Annotated in this window: 19 protein-coding genes and 1 other RNA gene; 5 read left to right on the plus strand and 15 right to left on the minus strand. The window is 67.7% G+C overall.

Translation table 11 applies throughout. The features are described 5' to 3' along the window. Positions 1 to 145: 145 nt before the first annotated feature. The 4 genes from AC1RRV_RS14965 to AC1RRV_RS14980 all read right to left on the minus strand — a co-directional run bounded on the left by AC1RRV_RS14965 (position 146) and on the right by AC1RRV_RS14980 (position 3,420). A complete protein-coding gene (locus tag AC1RRV_RS14965) occupies positions 146 to 787 on the minus strand; it encodes a DUF3885 domain-containing protein (protein WP_492860442.1) in 642 nt (213 codons plus the stop codon). Beyond that, complete coding sequence (murG, locus tag AC1RRV_RS14970; protein WP_492860443.1) at positions 784 to 1,869, minus strand: undecaprenyldiphospho-muramoylpentapeptide beta-N-acetylglucosaminyltransferase; 1,086 nt, start codon at positions 1,867 to 1,869, stop codon at positions 784 to 786. The genes AC1RRV_RS14965 and murG overlap by 4 nt, the downstream gene beginning before the upstream one ends. A gap of 1 nt (position 1,870) precedes the next feature. Continuing rightward, entirely contained in the window at positions 1,871 to 3,040 is a 1,170-nt protein-coding gene (gene ftsW / locus AC1RRV_RS14975; protein WP_492860444.1) for a putative lipid II flippase FtsW, read from the minus strand. Between the two features lie 110 nt (positions 3,041 to 3,150). Continuing rightward, positions 3,151 to 3,420, minus strand: coding sequence for a hypothetical protein (locus AC1RRV_RS14980; protein ID WP_492860445.1), 270 nt, complete (start codon positions 3,418 to 3,420; stop codon positions 3,151 to 3,153). Positions 3,421 to 3,683: 263 nt separating this feature from the next. Here AC1RRV_RS14980 and AC1RRV_RS14985 point away from each other — a divergent pair, with 263 nt between their 5' ends. The 3 genes from AC1RRV_RS14985 to AC1RRV_RS14995 all read left to right on the plus strand — a co-directional run bounded on the left by AC1RRV_RS14985 (position 3,684) and on the right by AC1RRV_RS14995 (position 4,497). Continuing rightward, on the plus strand, positions 3,684 to 3,893 hold the full coding sequence (locus tag AC1RRV_RS14985; protein WP_492860446.1) for a cold-shock protein: 210 nt from the start codon (positions 3,684 to 3,686) through the stop codon (positions 3,891 to 3,893). 89 nt (positions 3,894 to 3,982) lie between these two features. Further along, on the plus strand, positions 3,983 to 4,342 hold the full coding sequence (locus AC1RRV_RS14990; protein ID WP_492860447.1) for a DUF6481 family protein: 360 nt from the start codon (positions 3,983 to 3,985) through the stop codon (positions 4,340 to 4,342). A gap of 17 nt (positions 4,343 to 4,359) precedes the next feature. Continuing rightward, positions 4,360 to 4,497, plus strand: a complete 138-nt coding sequence (locus tag AC1RRV_RS14995) for a hypothetical protein (protein WP_492860448.1) — start codon at positions 4,360 to 4,362, stop codon at positions 4,495 to 4,497. Between the two features lie 108 nt (positions 4,498 to 4,605). Here AC1RRV_RS14995 and AC1RRV_RS15000 read toward each other — a convergent pair whose 3' ends face one another. Continuing rightward, complete coding sequence (locus tag AC1RRV_RS15000) at positions 4,606 to 5,037, minus strand: thioredoxin family protein (RefSeq protein WP_492860449.1); 432 nt, start codon at positions 5,035 to 5,037, stop codon at positions 4,606 to 4,608. Positions 5,038 to 5,160: 123 nt separating this feature from the next. Between AC1RRV_RS15000 and AC1RRV_RS15005 the strand changes: the two genes are divergently transcribed. Continuing rightward, positions 5,161 to 6,177 (plus strand): sensor histidine kinase, encoded by a 1,017-nt coding sequence (locus AC1RRV_RS15005; protein ID WP_492860527.1) that lies wholly within the window; start codon positions 5,161 to 5,163, stop codon positions 6,175 to 6,177. Positions 6,178 to 6,283: 106 nt separating this feature from the next. Here AC1RRV_RS15005 and AC1RRV_RS15010 read toward each other — a convergent pair whose 3' ends face one another. Further along, entirely contained in the window at positions 6,284 to 7,132 is an 849-nt protein-coding gene (locus tag AC1RRV_RS15010) for a DUF6624 domain-containing protein (RefSeq protein WP_492860450.1), read from the minus strand. Positions 7,133 to 7,329: 197 nt separating this feature from the next. Between AC1RRV_RS15010 and AC1RRV_RS15015 the strand changes: the two genes are divergently transcribed. Continuing rightward, positions 7,330 to 7,617 carry a hypothetical protein gene (locus tag AC1RRV_RS15015; RefSeq protein ID WP_492860451.1) on the plus strand — a complete coding sequence of 96 codons (288 nt, stop codon included), beginning with the start codon at positions 7,330 to 7,332 and terminating at the stop codon, positions 7,615 to 7,617. A gap of 246 nt (positions 7,618 to 7,863) precedes the next feature. Here the strand turns inward: AC1RRV_RS15015 and murD are convergent, their stop codons facing one another. The 9 genes from murD to rnpB all read right to left on the minus strand — a co-directional run bounded on the left by murD (position 7,864) and on the right by rnpB (position 17,630). Further along, positions 7,864 to 9,279, minus strand: a complete 1,416-nt coding sequence (gene murD, locus AC1RRV_RS15020; protein ID WP_492860452.1) for a UDP-N-acetylmuramoyl-L-alanine--D-glutamate ligase — start codon at positions 9,277 to 9,279, stop codon at positions 7,864 to 7,866. 13 nt (positions 9,280 to 9,292) lie between these two features. Next, positions 9,293 to 10,405 (minus strand): phospho-N-acetylmuramoyl-pentapeptide-transferase, encoded by a 1,113-nt coding sequence (gene mraY, locus AC1RRV_RS15025; RefSeq protein ID WP_492860453.1) that lies wholly within the window; start codon positions 10,403 to 10,405, stop codon positions 9,293 to 9,295. Continuing rightward, positions 10,405 to 11,793: a UDP-N-acetylmuramoyl-tripeptide--D-alanyl-D-alanine ligase gene (locus AC1RRV_RS15030; RefSeq protein ID WP_492860454.1), complete on the minus strand. Its 1,389-nt coding sequence runs from the start codon at positions 11,791 to 11,793 to the stop codon at positions 10,405 to 10,407. Before AC1RRV_RS15030 ends, mraY begins: the two co-directional genes overlap by 1 nt. Then, complete coding sequence (locus tag AC1RRV_RS15035; protein ID WP_492860455.1) at positions 11,786 to 13,246, minus strand: UDP-N-acetylmuramoyl-L-alanyl-D-glutamate--2,6-diaminopimelate ligase; 1,461 nt, start codon at positions 13,244 to 13,246, stop codon at positions 11,786 to 11,788. Before AC1RRV_RS15035 ends, AC1RRV_RS15030 begins: the two co-directional genes overlap by 8 nt. Continuing rightward, a complete protein-coding gene (locus AC1RRV_RS15040) occupies positions 13,243 to 15,015 on the minus strand; it encodes a peptidoglycan D,D-transpeptidase FtsI family protein (protein ID WP_492860456.1) in 1,773 nt (590 codons plus the stop codon). Before AC1RRV_RS15040 ends, AC1RRV_RS15035 begins: the two co-directional genes overlap by 4 nt. Further along, complete coding sequence (gene ftsL, locus AC1RRV_RS15045; protein ID WP_492860457.1) at positions 15,012 to 15,482, minus strand: cell division protein FtsL; 471 nt, start codon at positions 15,480 to 15,482, stop codon at positions 15,012 to 15,014. The genes AC1RRV_RS15040 and ftsL overlap by 4 nt, the downstream gene beginning before the upstream one ends. Further along, the gene (gene rsmH, locus AC1RRV_RS15050; RefSeq protein WP_492860458.1) at positions 15,479 to 16,414 is read right to left on the minus strand and encodes a 16S rRNA (cytosine(1402)-N(4))-methyltransferase RsmH; all 936 of its coding nucleotides are present in this window, start codon (positions 16,412 to 16,414) and stop codon (positions 15,479 to 15,481) included. Before rsmH ends, ftsL begins: the two co-directional genes overlap by 4 nt. Then, positions 16,411 to 16,878 carry a division/cell wall cluster transcriptional repressor MraZ gene (locus tag AC1RRV_RS15055; protein ID WP_492860459.1) on the minus strand — a complete coding sequence of 156 codons (468 nt, stop codon included), beginning with the start codon at positions 16,876 to 16,878 and terminating at the stop codon, positions 16,411 to 16,413. Before AC1RRV_RS15055 ends, rsmH begins: the two co-directional genes overlap by 4 nt. A 359-nt stretch (positions 16,879 to 17,237) precedes the next feature. After that, an RNA gene (rnpB, locus tag AC1RRV_RS15060) (RNase P RNA component class A) lies at positions 17,238 to 17,630 on the minus strand. Positions 17,631 to 17,707: the final 77 nt, after the last annotated feature.

Here is a 17,707-nt window from a genome sequence, read left to right on the forward strand (position 1 = left end):
CTGGGAACGTCAACGGCTACGCCAGCAATTGCTGGATGGGGCCTGTTCTCCGGCACGCTCCAAAGTCGACGCGGACTACTTCAATGTACTTAGAGCCCACGCACTCAGCTTGCCGGCGAAGCCGTCGGTCGAGGAGCGCAAGTAGCTATCCCGCAAACATGGCGTCCATTCGCGCGCGGTCGTGATCCAAAAGCCAATCGCTGAACTGGGCGTGGAGAGGACGTAAAACCTCCCGGTCCGCGGCCAACACATCCATGCCCCGGTCATCATAAACATCGACCAGAACGCCGCGGTCGAAATCCACGAGAAACGCTCTGAATTGGTCGTCGCCATCGAACATGATCGGCGATGACGGCTCTACACCGATGTCACTGGCGCAGGCGTCCCAGAGGAGCACCGCGCGGTCATCCGCCCCAGTCGAGCCGCTCAAGAAATAGTATTCACGCGGATCGGAGGGCTCGGCGTCGAGACTGCGATAGGCCATCTCGTAGCGAAGGCTGGGACGGAACCCCATTTTCGCCAGTCGCTTGAAAGTCACGTTGCGCGGTCCTGGTCGCCGCGCGCCCCACTTTCGGATAACCGCCTCGACGATCTTCGATCCTGCGAAAGCGGCTTCGGTTACGGCGCGAGCACGATCGACCGCTTGCAGCATGCGCGGGATCTGCCCGCCTTCGACCTCCCAGTCAGCGCCCAGTTCGAAACGCAGCGCCCACTTCGCGCCGTAGAAGAGCGCATCTAGGCTGTCGACGCCAAAGCGATCCAACAGCCGCTGGCGTAGCTCGCTCACCGCGCCGTGCGCTCCACCAGGTCCGCCAATTCCTCGGCCGCGTTGGGCTTGGCCACCGACCGCGCGCCTTCGGCCATGCGGGCCAGGCGTTCCGGGTTCTTGAGCAGGGCGTTCAGCGCGCCGGCCATCGCGTCGACCGTCAGCTCATCCTCGAGGCACACGGCCGCGCCGCCCGCCTCTTCCAGGAGCCTGGCGTTGAAGCGCTGGTGGTCGTCGGCGGCGATCTTCAGGGGCACCAGGATCGACGGCCGGCCGGCCACGGCCAGTTCCGTGCAGGTCGAGGCGCCCGAGCGGCCGACCACCAGGTGCGACTGGCGCAGATAGCCGGCCATGTCGCGGAAGAACGGCGCGACCTCGCAGTCGACCATGGCGTTGCGATAGATCTTGCGGGCGGCTTCCATGCTCTCGGCGCGGGCCTGCTGGAACACCTTGAGGCGGCCGCGCATGTCTTCCGGCAGCTTGGCGATGGCCTCGGGGATCAGCTCGGACAGCAGGCGAGCGCCCTGGCTGCCGCCGGTGACCAGCACCCGCAGCTGCACTTCCGGCGCGAGATAGGGCACGTCGTAGAGCTCGCGCACCGGCGGGCGCACCGGGTTGCCGACGACATGGGCCCGGGCCTTCACCCGGGGATTGGCCATCTCCAGGGTCGGGAAGGCGCAAGCGACCTCGTTGACCTGGGGGGCCAGGAAGCGGTTCACGCGGCCCAGCACCGCATTCTGCTCGTGGATCACCGTCGGGCGCTTCTGGCTCAGCGCGCCCAGCAGGGCCGGCAAGGCGGGATAGCCGCCGAAGCCCACCACCACGGCCGGGTCCAGCCGCTTGAAGGCCGCGCGGGCCTCCAGGGCGCCTTGCAGCACCACGAATCCGGCCTTGATCATGCCCAGCGGATCGTTGGACTTGGCGGTGGCGGCCGACAGGGCCAGCCGCTCCTCGGCGGGGAACTTGTCGGCGTACATCGCGCCGCGATCGTCCGTGGCCAGCACGACGCGCCAGCCGCGCGCGCTGAGCGCCTCGGCCAGGGCCTGGGCGGGGAACATGTGGCCACCGGTGCCCCCGGCGGCGACGACTGCCAGCTTGCTCATCTTACGAGTATGAGCCCGCGCCGAACTCGCCCGACGCCCCATAGGCGCCGGGGCGCTTGCGCACCAAGGCCAGGGCCATGCCCAGCGTCAAACCCATCGCGAGCATGGAAGAGCCCCCGTAACTGATGAATGGGAGCGTCATGCCCTTGGTCGGGATCATGTTCAAGTTCACCGCGATGTTGATCAGGGCCTGCTGGCCCACCAGAACGAACAGACCGGCGGCCGCCACCTGCTCGAACGAGTCGTTCAGCTTCATGGCCTTGAACAGCCCGCGCACCACCACGAAACTGAAAAGGCCGATCAGGGCCCACGAGAAGATCAGGCCGTATTCCTCGGCCGCCACCGAATAGATGAAGTCGGTGTGCAGGTCGGGCACGTGGCGCTTCATGACCCCCTCGCCCGGGCCGCGCCCGAACAGGCCGCCGGCCCGGATGGCCTCGGCGGCGCGGGTGATCTGGTGCGTGTCGGCCTGGTCGGGGCTGAGGAACTTCTGCACGCGGGCGTGCACGTGGTCGAACAGGAAGTAGGTCGAGCCCAAGCCGGCCAGGGCGACCGCGCCCAGCCCCATGATCCACGAGATCGGCACCCCGGCCATCCAGAAGGCCGCCCCGAAGGCGATGGTGATCAAGACGGTCTGGCCGACGTCCGGCTGGATCAGCAGCAGGGCCACGGCGATGAAATAGAGCAGGAAGGCGATCGAAACGCCCGGCACGCCCTCGCCCTTCTGGCCCTCCGAGAACATCCACGAGACCAGCACGATCAGGGCCGGCTTCATGAATTCCGAGGGCTGCAAGGTGAAACCGCCGAACTGCAGCCAGCGCGTGGCGCCCTTGGCGTTGTGACCGATGAACGGCAAGGCGATCATGATGGCGATCGCGCCGATATAGATGAAGAAGGCCGCGCGGCGGATGCCCTTGGGCGACAGCATCGACGAGGTCAGCAGGATCACCGCCGAGGCGCTGGCGAACACGCACTGGCGCAGGGCGAAGTGAAACTGGTCGTCGATGCCGATGCGTTGGGCCGCCGCGGGGCTCGACGCGAACGACAGCAGCATGCCCAGCGTCACCAGCAGAGCCGTCGCGCCCAGCAGCCAGCGATCCGTCGTCCACCACCAAATCCCGAGCGCGGTGCGGTCGGTGCGGGCGAAGGCATGTGTCGCGTTGGAGGCCATGGCCGGAGAGTCGGACCGCAGGGTTAATCAAAGCTTGCTGCGCCGTTCTACGCCGGTGGACATGCGGCGAAAAGCGCGGACGCGAGCCCTTCCGCGAGATCCGTCTCCGGTCAGCGCAACTCGAAGTACGCCACGTCGCCGCCTTCGGTGTGGGCGACGACGGCGATGTTCAGCGCCGCGCCGTCGTCCAGGGTCAGGCGACACTCCCCCGCCCTGAAGGCCTGCCTCAGAACCGCCGGGTCGCCCGTGACGCTGCCCTTGCCGGACTTGCGCCCCGCGGGCCCACTGACGATCAGGAACGAGAAGACCACCGCCTCCTCCAGGCGAGCGACCGTCAGCACGCCGTTTCCGGTGCGCGGAGCCTTCTCAAGCTTGGTCATGGCCGGCGAATACACGAATAAAATTGAAAAACATGGCGCATATTAAGGACAAAACCGCGCATCGCAGAACAACATTCGAAAAAATCCTTGCCTCTACCCGCAGCTGAGCGCATGGTATATTTCATCGAATATCGAACCGGTTCGGCCGCTCTCCACGCTTGCTCTTCGGATCGAGCTCCCGAGCCACCCCCAATCCTCTCCGACAATTTGATCGCGCGGCTCGTCTTGAGCTGCGTGGCTCCTACTATGCAAGGAATACATCCATGGCTACCGGCACCGTGAAGTGGTTCAATTCGGCCAAGGGCTTCGGCTTCATTCAACCCAGCGACGGCAGCGCCGACGTGTTCGTGCACATCAGCGCCGTCGAACGCTCGGGCCTCGGCTCGCTGGATGAAGGCCAGAAGGTCAACTTCGAACTCGAGCGCGACCAGCGCAGCGGCAAGATGTCGGCCGGTCAGCTGACCGCCGCCTAAGGCTAGAGACCATCACGGGCGTCCGGTGATCCGGGCGCCCGTCGATTCCTCGCCGGCTCGCACTTCCGCGACCGGATACGAAAGCGACCATGAATCCATCTCAAGACATCGGCCATTCGCAACGCCTGAAGACGTCCGCGGACGCCAAGGCCGCCCTGCTGGCCAAGTTCAAGCCGAAGACGACGAGCATCGACCCGCGCTTCGCCGAACGCGCCACCCTCCGTGCTCAGGAACTGACCGACGTCCGTGAGGCGCGCGCCGCCGCCAAGGCCGCCGTCAAACAAGCTACCGCGGATGCGGAAGATGCTCTGATCCAGGCCCAAGCCGTGCTAGACGCCGACGCGTTGGCCACCAAGCGTGGCGAGCGTAAGGAACGCAAGGCGCTTTCGGCCGCTGAAGCCAAGGCTAAACGCGACGCCCGCTATGCGGCTCGCAAGGCCCGCGCCTGATCAGGGAGAAGTAACCCATGGCTCGCAAGCCGAACTACGATTTCGAGCGCAAGGAACGCGAGCGCCAGAAGGCGGCCAAGGCCGCTGAAAAGGCCGCCGCCAAGCGCGCCGCGACCGAGAGCGACCAACCCTCGGACCAAAACCCGACCGACTAGAGCGCGTTGGGCGAAAGTGTGGGCGGTTTCGCCCGCCAAACGCGCTCTAAGTATTTGAAGGTAGAGCCTGTTTATCGGGTCCAGATGTTCCATCTGACCCGACAGGCTCTAGCCTAGCGCCCGCCGCGTCCAGTCTAAGATCTGCGACGCGGTCATCGCGCCGGCCTGACGCGCGACGGCCTGGCCGTCCTTGAATAGAATCAGGGTCGGGATGCTGCTGACGTTCAGCGCGCCCGCGGCCGCCTGTTCGGCGTCGGAATCCAGCTTCAGCAAACGCGCGGCTGGCTCCAGCTGGCGCGCGGCCGCTTCGAAGTTCGGCGCCATGGTCCGGCACGGTCCGCACCACGGCGCCCAGACGTCCAGCAGCAGACCGACACCCTTCGTCAGGCGACGATGGCGATCAAGCTCGGCGCCGGTCACGGCCGTCGGCGCGCCGGTGAACAGCGCCGCCTTGCATTGCCCGCACCTGGCCGCGAGCGGGTCGCGATCCTGCGGCAGGCGATTGCCCGCCCCGCAGGCGACGCAGACGAGCTGGGACATGGGATCGGCCTCCTTCGCCCTTCGAACACCCGTCGCGCGAGGCCCGTTCCCGCCGAGGCCGCACGGCGCCGCTTGTATTCGGTCCGCCAGCCGGTGAACATGCCGGACTGGTGGGGACGAATGGTGGCCGACGAAGGTTCCGACAAGGCGGTTCTGGAAGGCGTCGGGGCCTATTTCCTCAGCGTGGTCGAGGCCAGCCAGGACTGCATCCGCGTCATCAGCGCCCAGGGCTTCGTCGAATATATGAACGCCCAGGGCAAGTCCCTGTTCGAGATCGACGACTTCGAAGGCCGCAATCGCCAGCGCTATTGGCCCGACATGTGGCCGCCCGAGAGCCGCGACACGGTCGAGCAGGCCCTTCGCGCGGCCATGGCCGGCCACGCCGTGGCGTTCCGCGCCTCGTGCCCCACGGCCAAGGGCTTGCCGCGCTGGTGGGACACCACCGTCTCGCCGATCCTGGAGGGCGACCGCGTCATCCGGGTCCTGGCGACCTCGCGCGACGTGACCGGCGAGCGGTTGGCCGAGAGCCATCGCCAGCTGCTGGTCAACGAGCTGAACCATCGGGTGAAGAACACCCTGGCCACCGTGCAGTCGATCGCCAACCAGTCGCTGCGCAACGCCGGGGTCGAGCCGTCGGTGCGCGACGCCCTGGAAGGCCGCCTGATGGCCATCGCCGCCACCCACAACGTGCTGACCGACCAGAACTGGTCGGCGGCCAGCCTTCGCCAGATCGTCGACGGCTCGGTGACGCCCTACCGCGTTCATCCCGAGCAGCTGACCATCACCGGCCTGGATCTCCGGGTCTCGCCCAAGCCGGCGGTGGTGATGGCCCTGGCCTTTCACGAACTGGCGATCAACGCCCTCAAGTTCGGCGCCCTCTCCGCCCCCACCGGCCATGTCGACGTGCGCTGGCGGGTCGAGCCCGACGATCAGCTTCATATCGAGTGGACCGAGCGCGGCGGGCCCGCCGTGCGCCCGCCCGAGCGGCGAGGCTTCGGCACCCGCATCGTCGAAACCGCCCTGCCCACCGAACTGGGCGGCGCGGTGGCGATGGACTACCAGTCGCAAGGCCTGCGCTGCTCGATCCGCTCGCCGCTGGCGGCCCTCGACAAGGTCGATGCGTTCATGCCGCTGGGGTGAGGGGTTGCCAAGTGAGACGCCAGCATCGGGAGCGGGCAATTCGAACGGCGGCTAGGGGCGTGGACGGTACTTTGCATTGCTTTCCCGGATGACCCGTTCGGACAGACTATCTCGGCGTTCCGGGCGCGCCACAGCGTTTCGCGGCGACGTAGTCCGCATGCGGTGGCAGCCCTACGGCCGACCGGCGCTTGTCGAGGCTATCGATATCTTCGATATCGAACGGCGCCCAGCCTGTCGCTGAGCAACGACCTTGCGTGCCATATCTTTGCGGTCGGCTATGCGCGACAGAGACGCGATCGAACAGATAGGCGAAGTTCAAGGGCTTGGTCTCTCCAGCGGCGGCAAGAGGCTCCAGAATCGACAGCACTTCGCTCTGGAAACCAGGATCACGATCAGCGTGCTGGATCAGCAGAAATGCCGCTCTATCGGCGTCCACGCCGGAAGTGCTGATTTTGAACCAGCCCCGGGCGGCGATACGACTCTGCAGCCAACGGAGGTTGTCGCCATCGACGCCGCAACCGTCGCCAGCGAGAATTTGAAAGGCGTAGGCGCGGGAGACGTCGCTCAAGCCGGTCGCCCAACTCGTCCGCTGCATCGCCGCGGTAGAGGTGTTCCGATAGACTTGATCGCGAGCGACCCGACGGAACAGATCAGCGACTTCAGGATCGGACGCGGTTTTGGCCAATGCGCCAAACTGGCTGGCTGATCTAAAAACGCCTTCGACCGGTTGCCCGTCGAGCGCCTTGGCATGTTGGGCCTTGCCCAGAGCGATAGCCGCAATCGCCGCCGCGAGATCGACGTCCGGTGCTGAACTGCTGGAGAGCTGCGCCTTTGCGGCCGCTTCTATCTTGTCCGACGAGCCGCATGTGACAAATAAGGAAACGCCGGGAGGGGGCGCCTGCGCAAACGCCGCGCTCGCCGATAGCGAAATGGCGGCAGCCAACAAAAACTTCACCTACGCCTCACTCAAAGTCTCAGGTTGCGAACCTTGACCTTGTGAGTGGCTAGACGATGGCGGTGTGCGGGGCAACGGGTCTCCACAGGGTGCGCGGCAAGCGGCCGTCTGTGGTGTCTCCAAAGGGTGGATTGCGGACCTTGGTCAGTTTAGCGCTACAACAACTCCGGCAGGTGTCTTAGCCGGGGGGACGGTTCGTGGAAGACGCTGACGATCAACCTGACCACAATATTTCGTCCCGGCTGGAAGCCGCTCTGGAGCGGTGGGCGACGGCGCGACGGCGAACCGACCAAGTGCTGGTCTATACCCTCGCCACGCTCGCTGTGTGTTTAGGCACCGCGTTTGTACTGGGCGGGTTCAAGTTCACAATCTGGTTCTGGGGGCTGACCACCATTGGCGCCACGGCGGTGGTTGCCGCGCTGATCCGCTTTCTCCTTCAGTTGCTATTTTATTGGGAAGCCCTTCGGGACCCCTGGGACAACTGAATCCGCGCGATGGTTTGGTCACCGATGCCGGGAAGCGAACTTCTCAAACGTCTCCAACGGGTGGGAGTCGGATGTTCAGTGCGTCCTTCGAGGCTCGCCTGCGGCTCACGCCTCAGGATGAGGATCTCCTTGCACTGACCACCTCATCCTGAGGTGCGCGCTCCTGAGCGCGCCTCGAAGGACGCAGTGAGCCAATGTCCGACTAGGGTCGAAAGCGGAACTCCGGCAGGAGGCTTGGGCGGCCCCCTAAGCCACCGCCGTCTTGTCGCTGCTGACGCTCAACCCGTTCACGGCCGCGCGGAACGCTTCACCGCGCGCCTCGAAATCCGCGAACTGGTCGAACGAGGCGCAGGCCGGCGAGAGCAGGACGATGGCCTCCTCGCCGCTGGCGGCGGCGTCGGCATAGGCCTGCTGCACGGCCTTCTCCAACGTATTGCTCAGCACGCACTCGGCCTTGCCGGCCAGGGTCCAGGAGAACGGCTGGGCCGCCTCGCCGATCAGATAGGCCTTGGCGATGCGCGGGAAGAGATCCTTGAGGTCCTCGATGCCGCCGGCCTTGGCGACGCCGCCGGCGATCCAATAGAACTTCGGATAGGAGGACATCGCCTGGCGGGCGGCGTCGGCGTTGGTGGCCTTGCTGTCGTTGACGAAGCGGACCTTGCCCAGCTTGCCGACGGTCTCCATCCGGTGCGCCAGGCCCGGGAAGGTCATCAGGCCGTCGACGGCGTCGGAGATCGAGATGCCGATGGCCCGCGCGGCGGCGTAGGCGGCGGCGGCGTTCTGCCAGTTATGGCGGCCCGGCAGGCTGCGGGCGCGCAGCACGTCGGCGACCTCGACCACCCGCTCGCGCGTGGCGTCATAGAGCACGCCCTGCAGGGCGTAGACGCCCCGGCCCATGGCCTTGCCGGCGCTGATCGGCCAGATGGTCCGGCGGTTGGCGGCGGTGATCTCGGTGCAGATCTGCTGGCACCAGGCGTCGTCGACCCCGATGATCGCGGTGTCGCCCTTGCCCTGGTTCAGGAAGATCCGGCGCTTGGCGGCGATGTAGCCGTCCATGCCGCCGTGCCGGTCCAGGTGGTCGGGCGAGATGTTCAGCAGCACCACCGCGTCGGGCTTCAGGCTCGAGGTCAGGTCCAGTTGGTACGACGACAGCTCCAGCACATAGACCGCGCCGCCGTGCATGTCTTCCAGGCCCAGGACGCCCTGGCCGATATTGCCGCCGACCCGCGTGTCGCGGCCGGCCGAGGCGCAGAGGTGGCCGATCAGGGCGGTGGTGGTCGACTTCCCGTTGGTGCCGGTGACCGCGATGATCTTCGGGCGCTTGTGGATCGGGGCGGCGTTGACCGTGCGGGCGAAGAGCTCGACATCGCCCAGGATCTCGACGCCGGCGGCCTTGGCCTTCTCGACCGTCCAGTGCGGGGCCGGGTGGGTCAGGGGCACGCCTGGCGACAGCATCAGGGCGGCGAACTGGGTCCAGTCGGCGGCCTGCAGGTCGACGACGGGGAAGCCCTCGGCGGCGGCGGCCTCACGGCTGGCCGGCTTCTCGTCCCACAGGGCGACCTTCGCGCCCCCCGCGATCAAGGCGCGCGCGGCCGTCAGTCCGGTCCGGCCCAGGCCGAACACCGCGACGGTCTTGTCCTCGAATCCGCGGACGGGGATCATTCTCCGGGTCTCCCTAGCGCAGCTTAAGTGTGGCGAGGCCGACGAAGGACAGGATCATCGACACGATCCAGAACCGGATCACGACGGTGGATTCAGCCCAGCCCAGCTTCTCGAAATGGTGGTGGATCGGCGCCATCAGGAAGACGCGCTTGCCGGTCTTCTTGAAGTAGGCGACCTGGATCATGACGCTCAGCGCCTCGGCCACGAACAGGCCGCCGACGATGCCCAGGACCAGCTCGTGCTTGGCGCAGACGGCGATCGCGCCCAGCGCGCCGCCCAGGGCCAGCGAGCCGGTGTCGCCCATGAAGATCTTGGCCGGCGGGGCGTTGTACCAGAGGAAGCCCATGCCCCCGCCGATGATCGCGCCGCACAGCACCGCCAGCTCGCCGACGCCCGGCGCGAAGTGCAGGTTCAGATAGTCGGCGAACTTGTAGTTGCCGACGAGGTAGGCGATCAGGCCGAAGGTCGAGGCGGCGAACATCACCGGCACGATGGCCAGGCCGTCCAGGCCGTCGGTCAGGTTCACGGCGTTCGAAAACCCGGCGATCGTGACCGCGGCGAAGGCCACGTAGAACCAGCCCATATTGATCACCAGGGCCTTGAAGATCGGGAAGACCACGCTGGTCTCCATACCCGGCGTCATCGGCGACTTGGGCGCGAACAGCACCAGGATCACGGTGGCGGCGATGGCCACGATGAATTGGGCCAGCAGCTTCTGGCCGCTGGAGAGGCCCGCCGTGGTCTGCTTGGTGACCTTGGCGTAGTCGTCCATGAAGCCGAGGATCCCGTAGCTGCCGGTGACCAGCAGCACGACCCAGACGTGGATGTTGCGCAGGTCGGCCCACAGCAGGGCGCCGGCGAACAAGCCGGCCAGGATCATGAAGCCGCCCATGGTGGGCGTGCCGGCCTTTTCGGTGACGTGACGGGCGATGCCGTCGGTGCGGATCGGCTGACCCTTGCCCTGCTTGGCCTTCATCCAGCGGATGAAGCGCGAGCCCATCGCCACGGCGACGATATAGGCCGTCAGCATGGCCATGCCCGACCGGAAGGTCAGATATTTCAAGAGGTTCAGCGCCGGGACGTGCTCTTGCGTGCGCGCCAGCCATTCGTACAGGAAGTACAGCATCAGCCCTGTTCCCCAAGATCGAGCGCCGCCAGAGCCCCGGCGAGCACGCCGGCGCGAGAGCCGTTCGACCCCTTCACCATCACCACGTCGCCAGGCTGGATCGCCCCTGCCAGCGTCGCTGTTAACTTTTCAGTAACTTCCGCGTAACCGCCGCGCCGAGTCGGCGGAAGCGCCTCCCACAGCGATTTCATGTGGACGCCTGCGAGAAAAACCACGTCAACGTTTGCAGCCGCGATCGGGGCCGCAAGCTCGGCGTGAAACGCCGCGCTGCCCTCGCCCAATTCGAGCATGTCGGTCAGCACCGCGACCCGGCGACCGCCGACCTTGCGCGCGCCCAGGGTCTTCAAGGCCGCCTGCATCGAGACCGGATTGGCGTTGTAGCTCTCGTCCACCAGGGTGAAGGCGCCGCCCTCGATCCGGACCGTCTTCTCGGCGCCGCGGCCCTCGATCGGCGCGAAGGCCGCGAGCGCCGCCAGGGCCGTCGCGCGCGGGACGTCCAGGGCTTCCAGCATCAGCAGGACGCAGAGGCTGTTGGGGCCCCAGTGGACGCCGGTCTGGCGGATCGGGAAGCTCAGGGCCTCGCCCCGAAGGTCGACCGAGACGATCGCGCCCTCGCCTTCCACCTTGAAGCCGGCCAGGCGCGCGGTCGCGCCCTCGGCCTCGCCGAAGCTCCAGACCAGGGCGCCGGCCTTGGCGGCCTCGGCGCGCAGCAGCTCGAACCAGGGATTGTCAGCGTTCAGCACCGCGACACCGCCGGGCTCCAGCCCCGCGAAGATCTCGGCCTTGGCGCGGGCGACGCCCTCCTCGCCATCCGCGAAGTTCTCCAGGTGGACCGGACCGACCGTGGTGATGGCCACGGCGTGGGGACGGACGAACTGGCTGAGCGGGGTGATCTCGTCGGCGTGGTTCATGCCGACCTCGAACACCGCGCGCTCGGTGTCGCGCGGCATGCGGGCCAGGGTCAGGGGCACGCCGATATGATTGTTGTAGGACTTCACCGAGGCGTGCGCCCGGCCCGCCAGGCGCAGGCCAGCCTCGACGGCGCGGGTGACGCTGGTCTTGCCGACCGAGCCCGTCACCGCGCCGCGCTTGCACTGGGACGCGCGCTCGCGAGCGGCGATACCCAGGGCTTCCAGCGCCTTGAAGGTGTCCTCGACCATCACGGCCGGGGCGTCGACAGCCTTGGCCGCCAGGACGCCGGTCGCGCCATTGGCCACGGCCTGCGGCACGAAATCATGGCCGTCGCGCGCGCCGACCAGCGGCACGAAGAGGTCGCCCGCTTCCACGGACCGGGTGTCGATCGAGACCCCGGTGACGGCGAAGTCGCCGGCGACCTTGCCGTTCGTGGCTTCAGCGATTTCCTCGGCGGTCCAGAGCGCTTCAGGCATTCACGCCCTCCAGCGCTTCCAGCGCCTCGGCCACGTCATCGAACGGGTGGACGACGCCGGCGACGATCTGACCTTGCTCGTGGCCCTTGCCGGCGATGACCAGCACGTCGCCATCGCCCATCAGCTCAACGGCGGCGCGGATGGCCGCGCGACGGTCGCCGATCTCGCGGGCGCCGGGAGCGGCCTCAAGGATGGCGGCGCGGATCGAGGCGGGATCCTCCGAGCGCGGATTGTCGTCGGTGACGATGGCGATGTCGGCCAGCCGCGCGGCGATCGCGCCCATCAGCGGACGCTTGCCGCGATCGCGGTCGCCGCCGGCGCCGAACACGGCGATCAGCTTGCCGCGCGTGTGCGGGCGCAGGGCCTCCAGCACGGTCTCCAGACCGTCGGGCGTATGGGCGTAGTCGACATAGGCCTCGCCGCCCTTGGGGCCGCGACCCACGCGCTGCAGACGACCAGCCGCGCCCTCCAGGCTTTCGAGCGCCTTCAGCACCTTCGCGACGTCTTCGCCCGCCGCGACACAGAGCCCGGCGGCCACCAGCACGTTGGACGCCTGGAAGGCGCCGGCCAGCGGCAGGCGGATGTCGAACGCCTGGCCGTCGGCCTCGATCAGCAGGCGCTGGCCTTCCGGCGTCGGGACGCGCGAGACCAGACGCAGGCCCTGGCCGTCCTCGCCGACCGAGAACACGCTCTGGCCGGAGGTGATGGCGGCGGCGGCGAAGTTCGGGAAGGCCTCGCTGTCGGCGTTCAGCACGGCCATGGCGCCGTTGGGCGTCAGGGTGTCGAACAGGCGCAGCTTGGCCGCCCGGTACTCTTCCATCGAGCCGTGATAGTCGAGGTGGTCCTGGGTGAAGTTGGTGAAGCCGGCGGCGTGCAGCTTGACCCCGTCGACGCGGCGCTGATCGACCCCGTGCGAGCTGGCTTCCAGCGCCAGGTGGGTGACGCCCATCTCGGCCAGTCGCGCCACCATCTCGGCGACGTCGCCGGCGTCCGGCGTGGTCAGGCCGGGCGGGGTCAGCTGCTGGTCGGGCTTGCCGGCCTCGGAAACGACGACGCCCAACGTGCCCATGCTGGCGGCCTTGTGACCGAGCTTCGCGAAAATCTGGCGGGCGAAGCCGGCGACCGAGGTCTTGCCGTTGGTGCCGGTGACGGCCACGCACATGGCCGGCTGCTTGCCCCAGAAGGCGGCCGAGGCCAGGGCGTAGGCGCGGCGGGCGTCCTCGGAGCGGACCACCGGCACGCCCAGACCTTCCAGACCGTCCTCGGGGGCCAGCACGGCGGCGGCGCCTTGGCGAACCGCGCCCGGCGCGAAGTCGCGGCCGTCGACCTTGGTCCCCGGCAGGGCGGCGAACAGCCAGCCGGCCGTGACCTTGCGGCTGTCGGCGGTGACGCCGGCGATCGCCGGATCGTTGGCGAAGGGACGGTTGAACAGTTCCGACAGATTCCTGGTCATAGTCCCGCCTCCGAAGTCGCCGCCTTGGGCTGGCTGGCGATGGTCACCAGCTCGGTTTTTCTCTGCACGCCGAGGAACGGCGCGATGCGTTCGATCACCCGGCCGGCGGCCGGCGCGGCCACCCAGCCGCCGGTCGAGAAGCCGGCGGTGTTGGCGGTGCCGTGTGGCTCATCCATCAGGATCAGCACGAAGTAGCGGTCGGCCTCGATCGGGCCATCGGTCGGGAAGGTCGCCGCGAAGGACGAGACCTGGCGCTGGTGATTGTAGCCGCGGATCGCCGGGTCGTACTTCTCGCCGGTGCCGGTCTTGCCGCCGACCGACAGGCCCGGGACATCGGCCTTGCCGCCGCTGCCGCCCTCGCCCGGAATGACATTGGCCCGCATGATCTTCAGCATCTGGCGCGAGGTCTCCTCGGTCAGAACGCGCTTGCCCTCGGGACGGACGCCGGCCGGCATCTTCCTGATCGTCAGAGGCCGCATTTCGCCGCCGTTCAGCAGGACGTTCATCGCCTGGGCCAGAGCCAGCGGGCTGACATTCATGCCATGGCCGAACGAGGTGGAGGCCACCGCGTCCTGGTCCCACTTGCGCGGGGTCAGCGGACGCGCCGACTCCGGCAGCTCGATCTTGGCCGGCTTGGTCAGGCCCAGATTGGTGAAGTACTGGCTCAGGCGCTCGCCGCCGACCCGCTCGGCCAGCATGGCCGTGCCGATGTTCGACGAGTGCTTGAACACCTCGACCAGGGTCAGGATGGCCTTGGCCGCGTGGTAGTCGTGAATGGTGCGGTAGCCCAGCTTGAAGGGCACGCGCGCATCGAAGGTCGAGGCCGGGGTAGCGACCCCGGTGTCCAGGCCGATCGCCACGGTGAAGGCCTTGAAGGTCGAGCCCATTTCGTAGACCGCGGCGGCGGCGCGGTTCAGGCGCTGGTCGTCGGTGGCCTCGCCCGCCTTGTTGGCGTCGTAGTCGGGATAGCTGGCCAGGCCCAGGATCTCACCGGTGTGGACGTTGGTGACCAGGCCCACGGCGCCGCGCGGCTGGAATTCCTGGGCGGCCTTGCGCAGTTCGTCCTCGAGGGCGGCTTGCACGCGCACGTCGATCGACAGCTGGGTCGGGGCGCCGCCGTCGCCGCCGGCGGCCTTGCGAATCGGGTCGTCCAGGGCGCGCTCGGCGCCGGCCAGTCCCTTGCCGCCGCTGTCGACGAAGCCGATCAGGTGCGCGGCCGTGGCGCCCAGCGGATACATCCGCCGCTCCTGCTCCTCGAACGCGATGCCCGGCAGGCCGAGATTGAAGATCGCGTCCTTCTCGTCGGGGGTCAGGCCGCCCAGGACGAAGGCGCGGTGATCGCCGAACACGGCCTTGTCCAGGCGCTTGGCGGGGACCTGCGGCAGAGCCTTGCCAAGGGCGCGGCGGGTTTCCTTGGCGTCCCAGACTTCCCTCGGATCAACGTAGAGCGCGTAGTGGGCCAGGTCGACGGCCAGCAGCTTGCCGTTGCGGTCGACCACGTCGCCGCGCGCGCCTTCCGCGCCCTGAGCGTATCCGTTGCCCTTGCCGGCGTTGGAGAAGATCGCCGACCAGCCGGCGCCCAGCGCCACGCCGACGAAGCAGACGCTGAAGAACGCCATGACCAGGAAGATGCGGATGCGGGTGTCGTCTTCGGGCTTGGCTGCGGCGCGCGAGCGCTCGAAGGCGTGTTCCAGGCGCCAGACGCGCTCGATCAGCCACCGCCAGGCGGCCGGCTGGAAGCCGTTCGGATCGAGGTTCGAGAGGCTCATCGCGGAGCCCTCGGCGCTTGCGGCGCGACCGGCTGAGGGACCGGCGGAGGCGGCGGAACAGCCGCGTCGTCCGGCAGCGCCTCGGGCGCGTCGGCGGCCAGGGTTTCCGGCGCCACCGGCGCGGCGGAGACCGGCGCGCGCGGCAGGTCGCGGCGGCGGGCGACGTCGATCAGCGCGTCCTCGGAGATCTCATGGTCCGGCGCGATGGGCTTCAGCTGCATCATCTGAGCCAGCTGCTCGATGCGGCGCGGCTGCTCCAGGTGAGCGACCTCGGCCTCCAGGAGACGCTTGCGGACGCCCTCGTCCTGGATCTCCTGCTCGATGCGGCTGATCTCCTGACGCTCGCGACCGGCGAAGGTCTTGGCCAGATAGACACTGGTCACCAGGCTGACGAGGATGACGAGACCGCCGACCTCGACGACGCGGAAGCCGCGGACCCGGCGATTGAAGACGCCCGAGACGCTCACGCGACGCCCTCCCAGATGGGAGCCTCGGTGCGCACGGCGGCGCGCAGCTTCGACGAGCGGGCGCGCGGATTGATGGCCAGCTCGGCCTCGCCCGGCGCGATGGCCTTGTTGGCGATCAGCTGGAAGCTGGCCGGGGCGCCGGCGGGAGCCTGCGGCAGGTGGCGCGAACCGCCCGGCGTGCGCCCGGCCCGCTCGGCCAGGTAGTTCTTGACGATGCGATCTTCCAGCGAGTGGAAGGTGACCACCGCGAGCCGACCGCCGGGCTTCAGGATTCGCTCGGCGGCCGCGAGGCCCGCCTCCAGCTCACCCAGCTCGTCGTTCACCGCGATGCGCAGGCCCTGGAACGAGCGGGTGGCCGGATGGACCTTGGCGCCCTTGCGGCCGCCCAGGGCGCGCTCGATCACGTGGGCCAGGTCCAGGGTGCGCTCGAACGGGCGCTCTTCGCGGCGACGCACCAGGAAGCTGGCGATGCGGCGCGAGGCGTGTTCCTCGCCGTAGACATAGAGAATGCGGGCCAGCTCGGTGTGGTCCAGCTCGTTGACGAGGTCGGCGGCGGTTGGGCCGGTGTCGCTCATCCGCATGTCCAGCGGGCCGTCGCGCATGAACGAGAAACCGCGCTCGGCTTCGTCCAGCTGCATGGAGGACACGCCGATATCCAGCACCACGCCGTCGACCGACTCCGGCTCGAAGTGCTCGGCCATCTGCGAGAAGCGGTCCTGGATCAAGCGGAAGCGGTCGGCCGACAGACCTTCGGTGAAGCGCTGGACGGTGGGATCGCGATCGAAGCCCACGACCGTGGCGCCGGTGGCCAGGATCGCACGGGTGTAGCCACCCGCCCCGAACGTGCCGTCGATGATCACATCGCCCGGCTTGGCGTCGAGGGCCTCGACCACTTCGTCCAACAGAACCGAGATGTGCGGCGCTTCGCTCACGACGCGCCCCCGAACTTGGCGACGCGCTGCTGAGCGCGCAGGGCCGCCAGACCTTCCCGAGCCAGATCGCGCTGCTGCGCGCGATGGGCCTGGAAGGCCTCGCGGGACCAAATCTGAAAGCGTTCACCCATGCCGACGACGGCCACCCAATCCGTGAGGCCGCACATTTCGCACAGGTGATCGGGCAAGGTAATGCGACCAGCTGTATCAAACGCCAGCTTGGACATGCCGCCGAGGACGCTGGTTTCGAGGGCCGAGCGCGTCGGATCGCCGAACGGCATCTCCTCGATCACGCCCAAATAGCGGTCGAACAAGGCTTTTCCGCCCGCTTCCAGGCAGTCGGCCTCGATCGAGGGGAAGCAGAAGATGCCGTCGAACAGGCCGGAGACAGCGGCGCGGAACTCCTGCGGCACAACGATGCGCCGCTTGCTGTCGAGCTGTTTCTCGAACGTCGAGAGAAACACTGAAGCCGAACCCCGCCAACCCACGTCGGAGGGCGATCACCCACGTCGCCCCGACACAAATTGGGTTAACATGGGATGAACTGGGAGACAATGACACCAATGCCCATTTCATCGACATTTCAAAGGTGTCGCACCCCTTCTTCACTGGGCGTGATAGTTAATCCACAGAACATACACAGAACTCATAAGTGAACGTCGTGCGGGGTGGCATCGCAGCCCAGTTGGTGGGGATGAAGGGGAAAATCCTCTCCCCAGGGGAGAGGCGCCGGCGCGGCCGACGGAGAGGGAAGAAGCAAAGGCTTCAAGCACCTACCCTGCGACGCTTCGCGCCACCTCCCCCGCCAGGGGGAGGATGTGAGGGGACCAGACAGTCTGTAAGCCGGGTTCTGTTCCGCCCCACCATCCGAAGACAGGGAGACGGCGACGATCATTCCTCTAGGCCGGCCATTGCTGGACGGCTCTCGCGACCTACCCGGACCCTCTCAGCCAGTGACGGCCTATCCGACGCGAGGCCGGCGCGGGGTCCCTATTCGGTCTTGCTCCAGGCGGGGCTTGCCATGCCGTCCCTGTCGCCAGGTCCGCGGTGGGCTCTTACCCCACCCTTTCACCCTTCCCGCCCCGTAGGGAGGAGGTTTGCTTTCTGTGGCGCTTTCCCTGGGATCGCTCCCGGTGGGCGTTACCCACCGCCTTGTCACCGTGGAGCCCGGACTTTCCTCGGCGTCCGAAGACGACGCGACCGCCCGACCATCTGGTCCGGGGGTTCAATGGCCTCGCAAACTCATCAGGTCAACGTTCATGTGTCATCCCGGCCGCAGCGAAGCGGAGAGCC

It is taken from the genome of Caulobacter sp. GW821-FHT11E10 (genome assembly GCF_058808375.1).

Coding starts and splice junctions, on each gene's coding strand:
- murG (WP_492860443.1), bottom strand. CDS start 1,869: ATGAGCAAGCTGGCAGTCGTCGCCGCCGGGGGCACCGGTGGCCACATG.
- ftsW (WP_492860444.1), bottom strand. CDS start 3,040: ATGGCCTCCAACGCGACACATGCCTTCGCCCGCACCGACCGCACCGCG.
- AC1RRV_RS14980 (WP_492860445.1), bottom strand. CDS start 3,420: ATGACCAAGCTTGAGAAGGCTCCGCGCACCGGAAACGGCGTGCTGACG.
- AC1RRV_RS14985 (WP_492860446.1), top strand. CDS start 3,684: ATGGCTACCGGCACCGTGAAGTGGTTCAATTCGGCCAAGGGCTTCGGC.
- AC1RRV_RS14990 (WP_492860447.1), top strand. CDS start 3,983: ATGAATCCATCTCAAGACATCGGCCATTCGCAACGCCTGAAGACGTCC.
- AC1RRV_RS14995 (WP_492860448.1), top strand. CDS start 4,360: ATGGCTCGCAAGCCGAACTACGATTTCGAGCGCAAGGAACGCGAGCGC.
- AC1RRV_RS15000 (WP_492860449.1), bottom strand. CDS start 5,037: ATGTCCCAGCTCGTCTGCGTCGCCTGCGGGGCGGGCAATCGCCTGCCG.
- murD (WP_492860452.1), bottom strand. CDS start 9,279: ATGATCCCCGTCCGCGGATTCGAGGACAAGACCGTCGCGGTGTTCGGC.
- mraY (WP_492860453.1), bottom strand. CDS start 10,405: ATGCTGTACTTCCTGTACGAATGGCTGGCGCGCACGCAAGAGCACGTC.
- AC1RRV_RS15030 (WP_492860454.1), bottom strand. CDS start 11,793: ATGCCTGAAGCGCTCTGGACCGCCGAGGAAATCGCTGAAGCCACGAAC.
- AC1RRV_RS15035 (WP_492860455.1), bottom strand. CDS start 13,246: ATGACCAGGAATCTGTCGGAACTGTTCAACCGTCCCTTCGCCAACGAT.
- AC1RRV_RS15040 (WP_492860456.1), bottom strand. CDS start 15,015: ATGAGCCTCTCGAACCTCGATCCGAACGGCTTCCAGCCGGCCGCCTGG.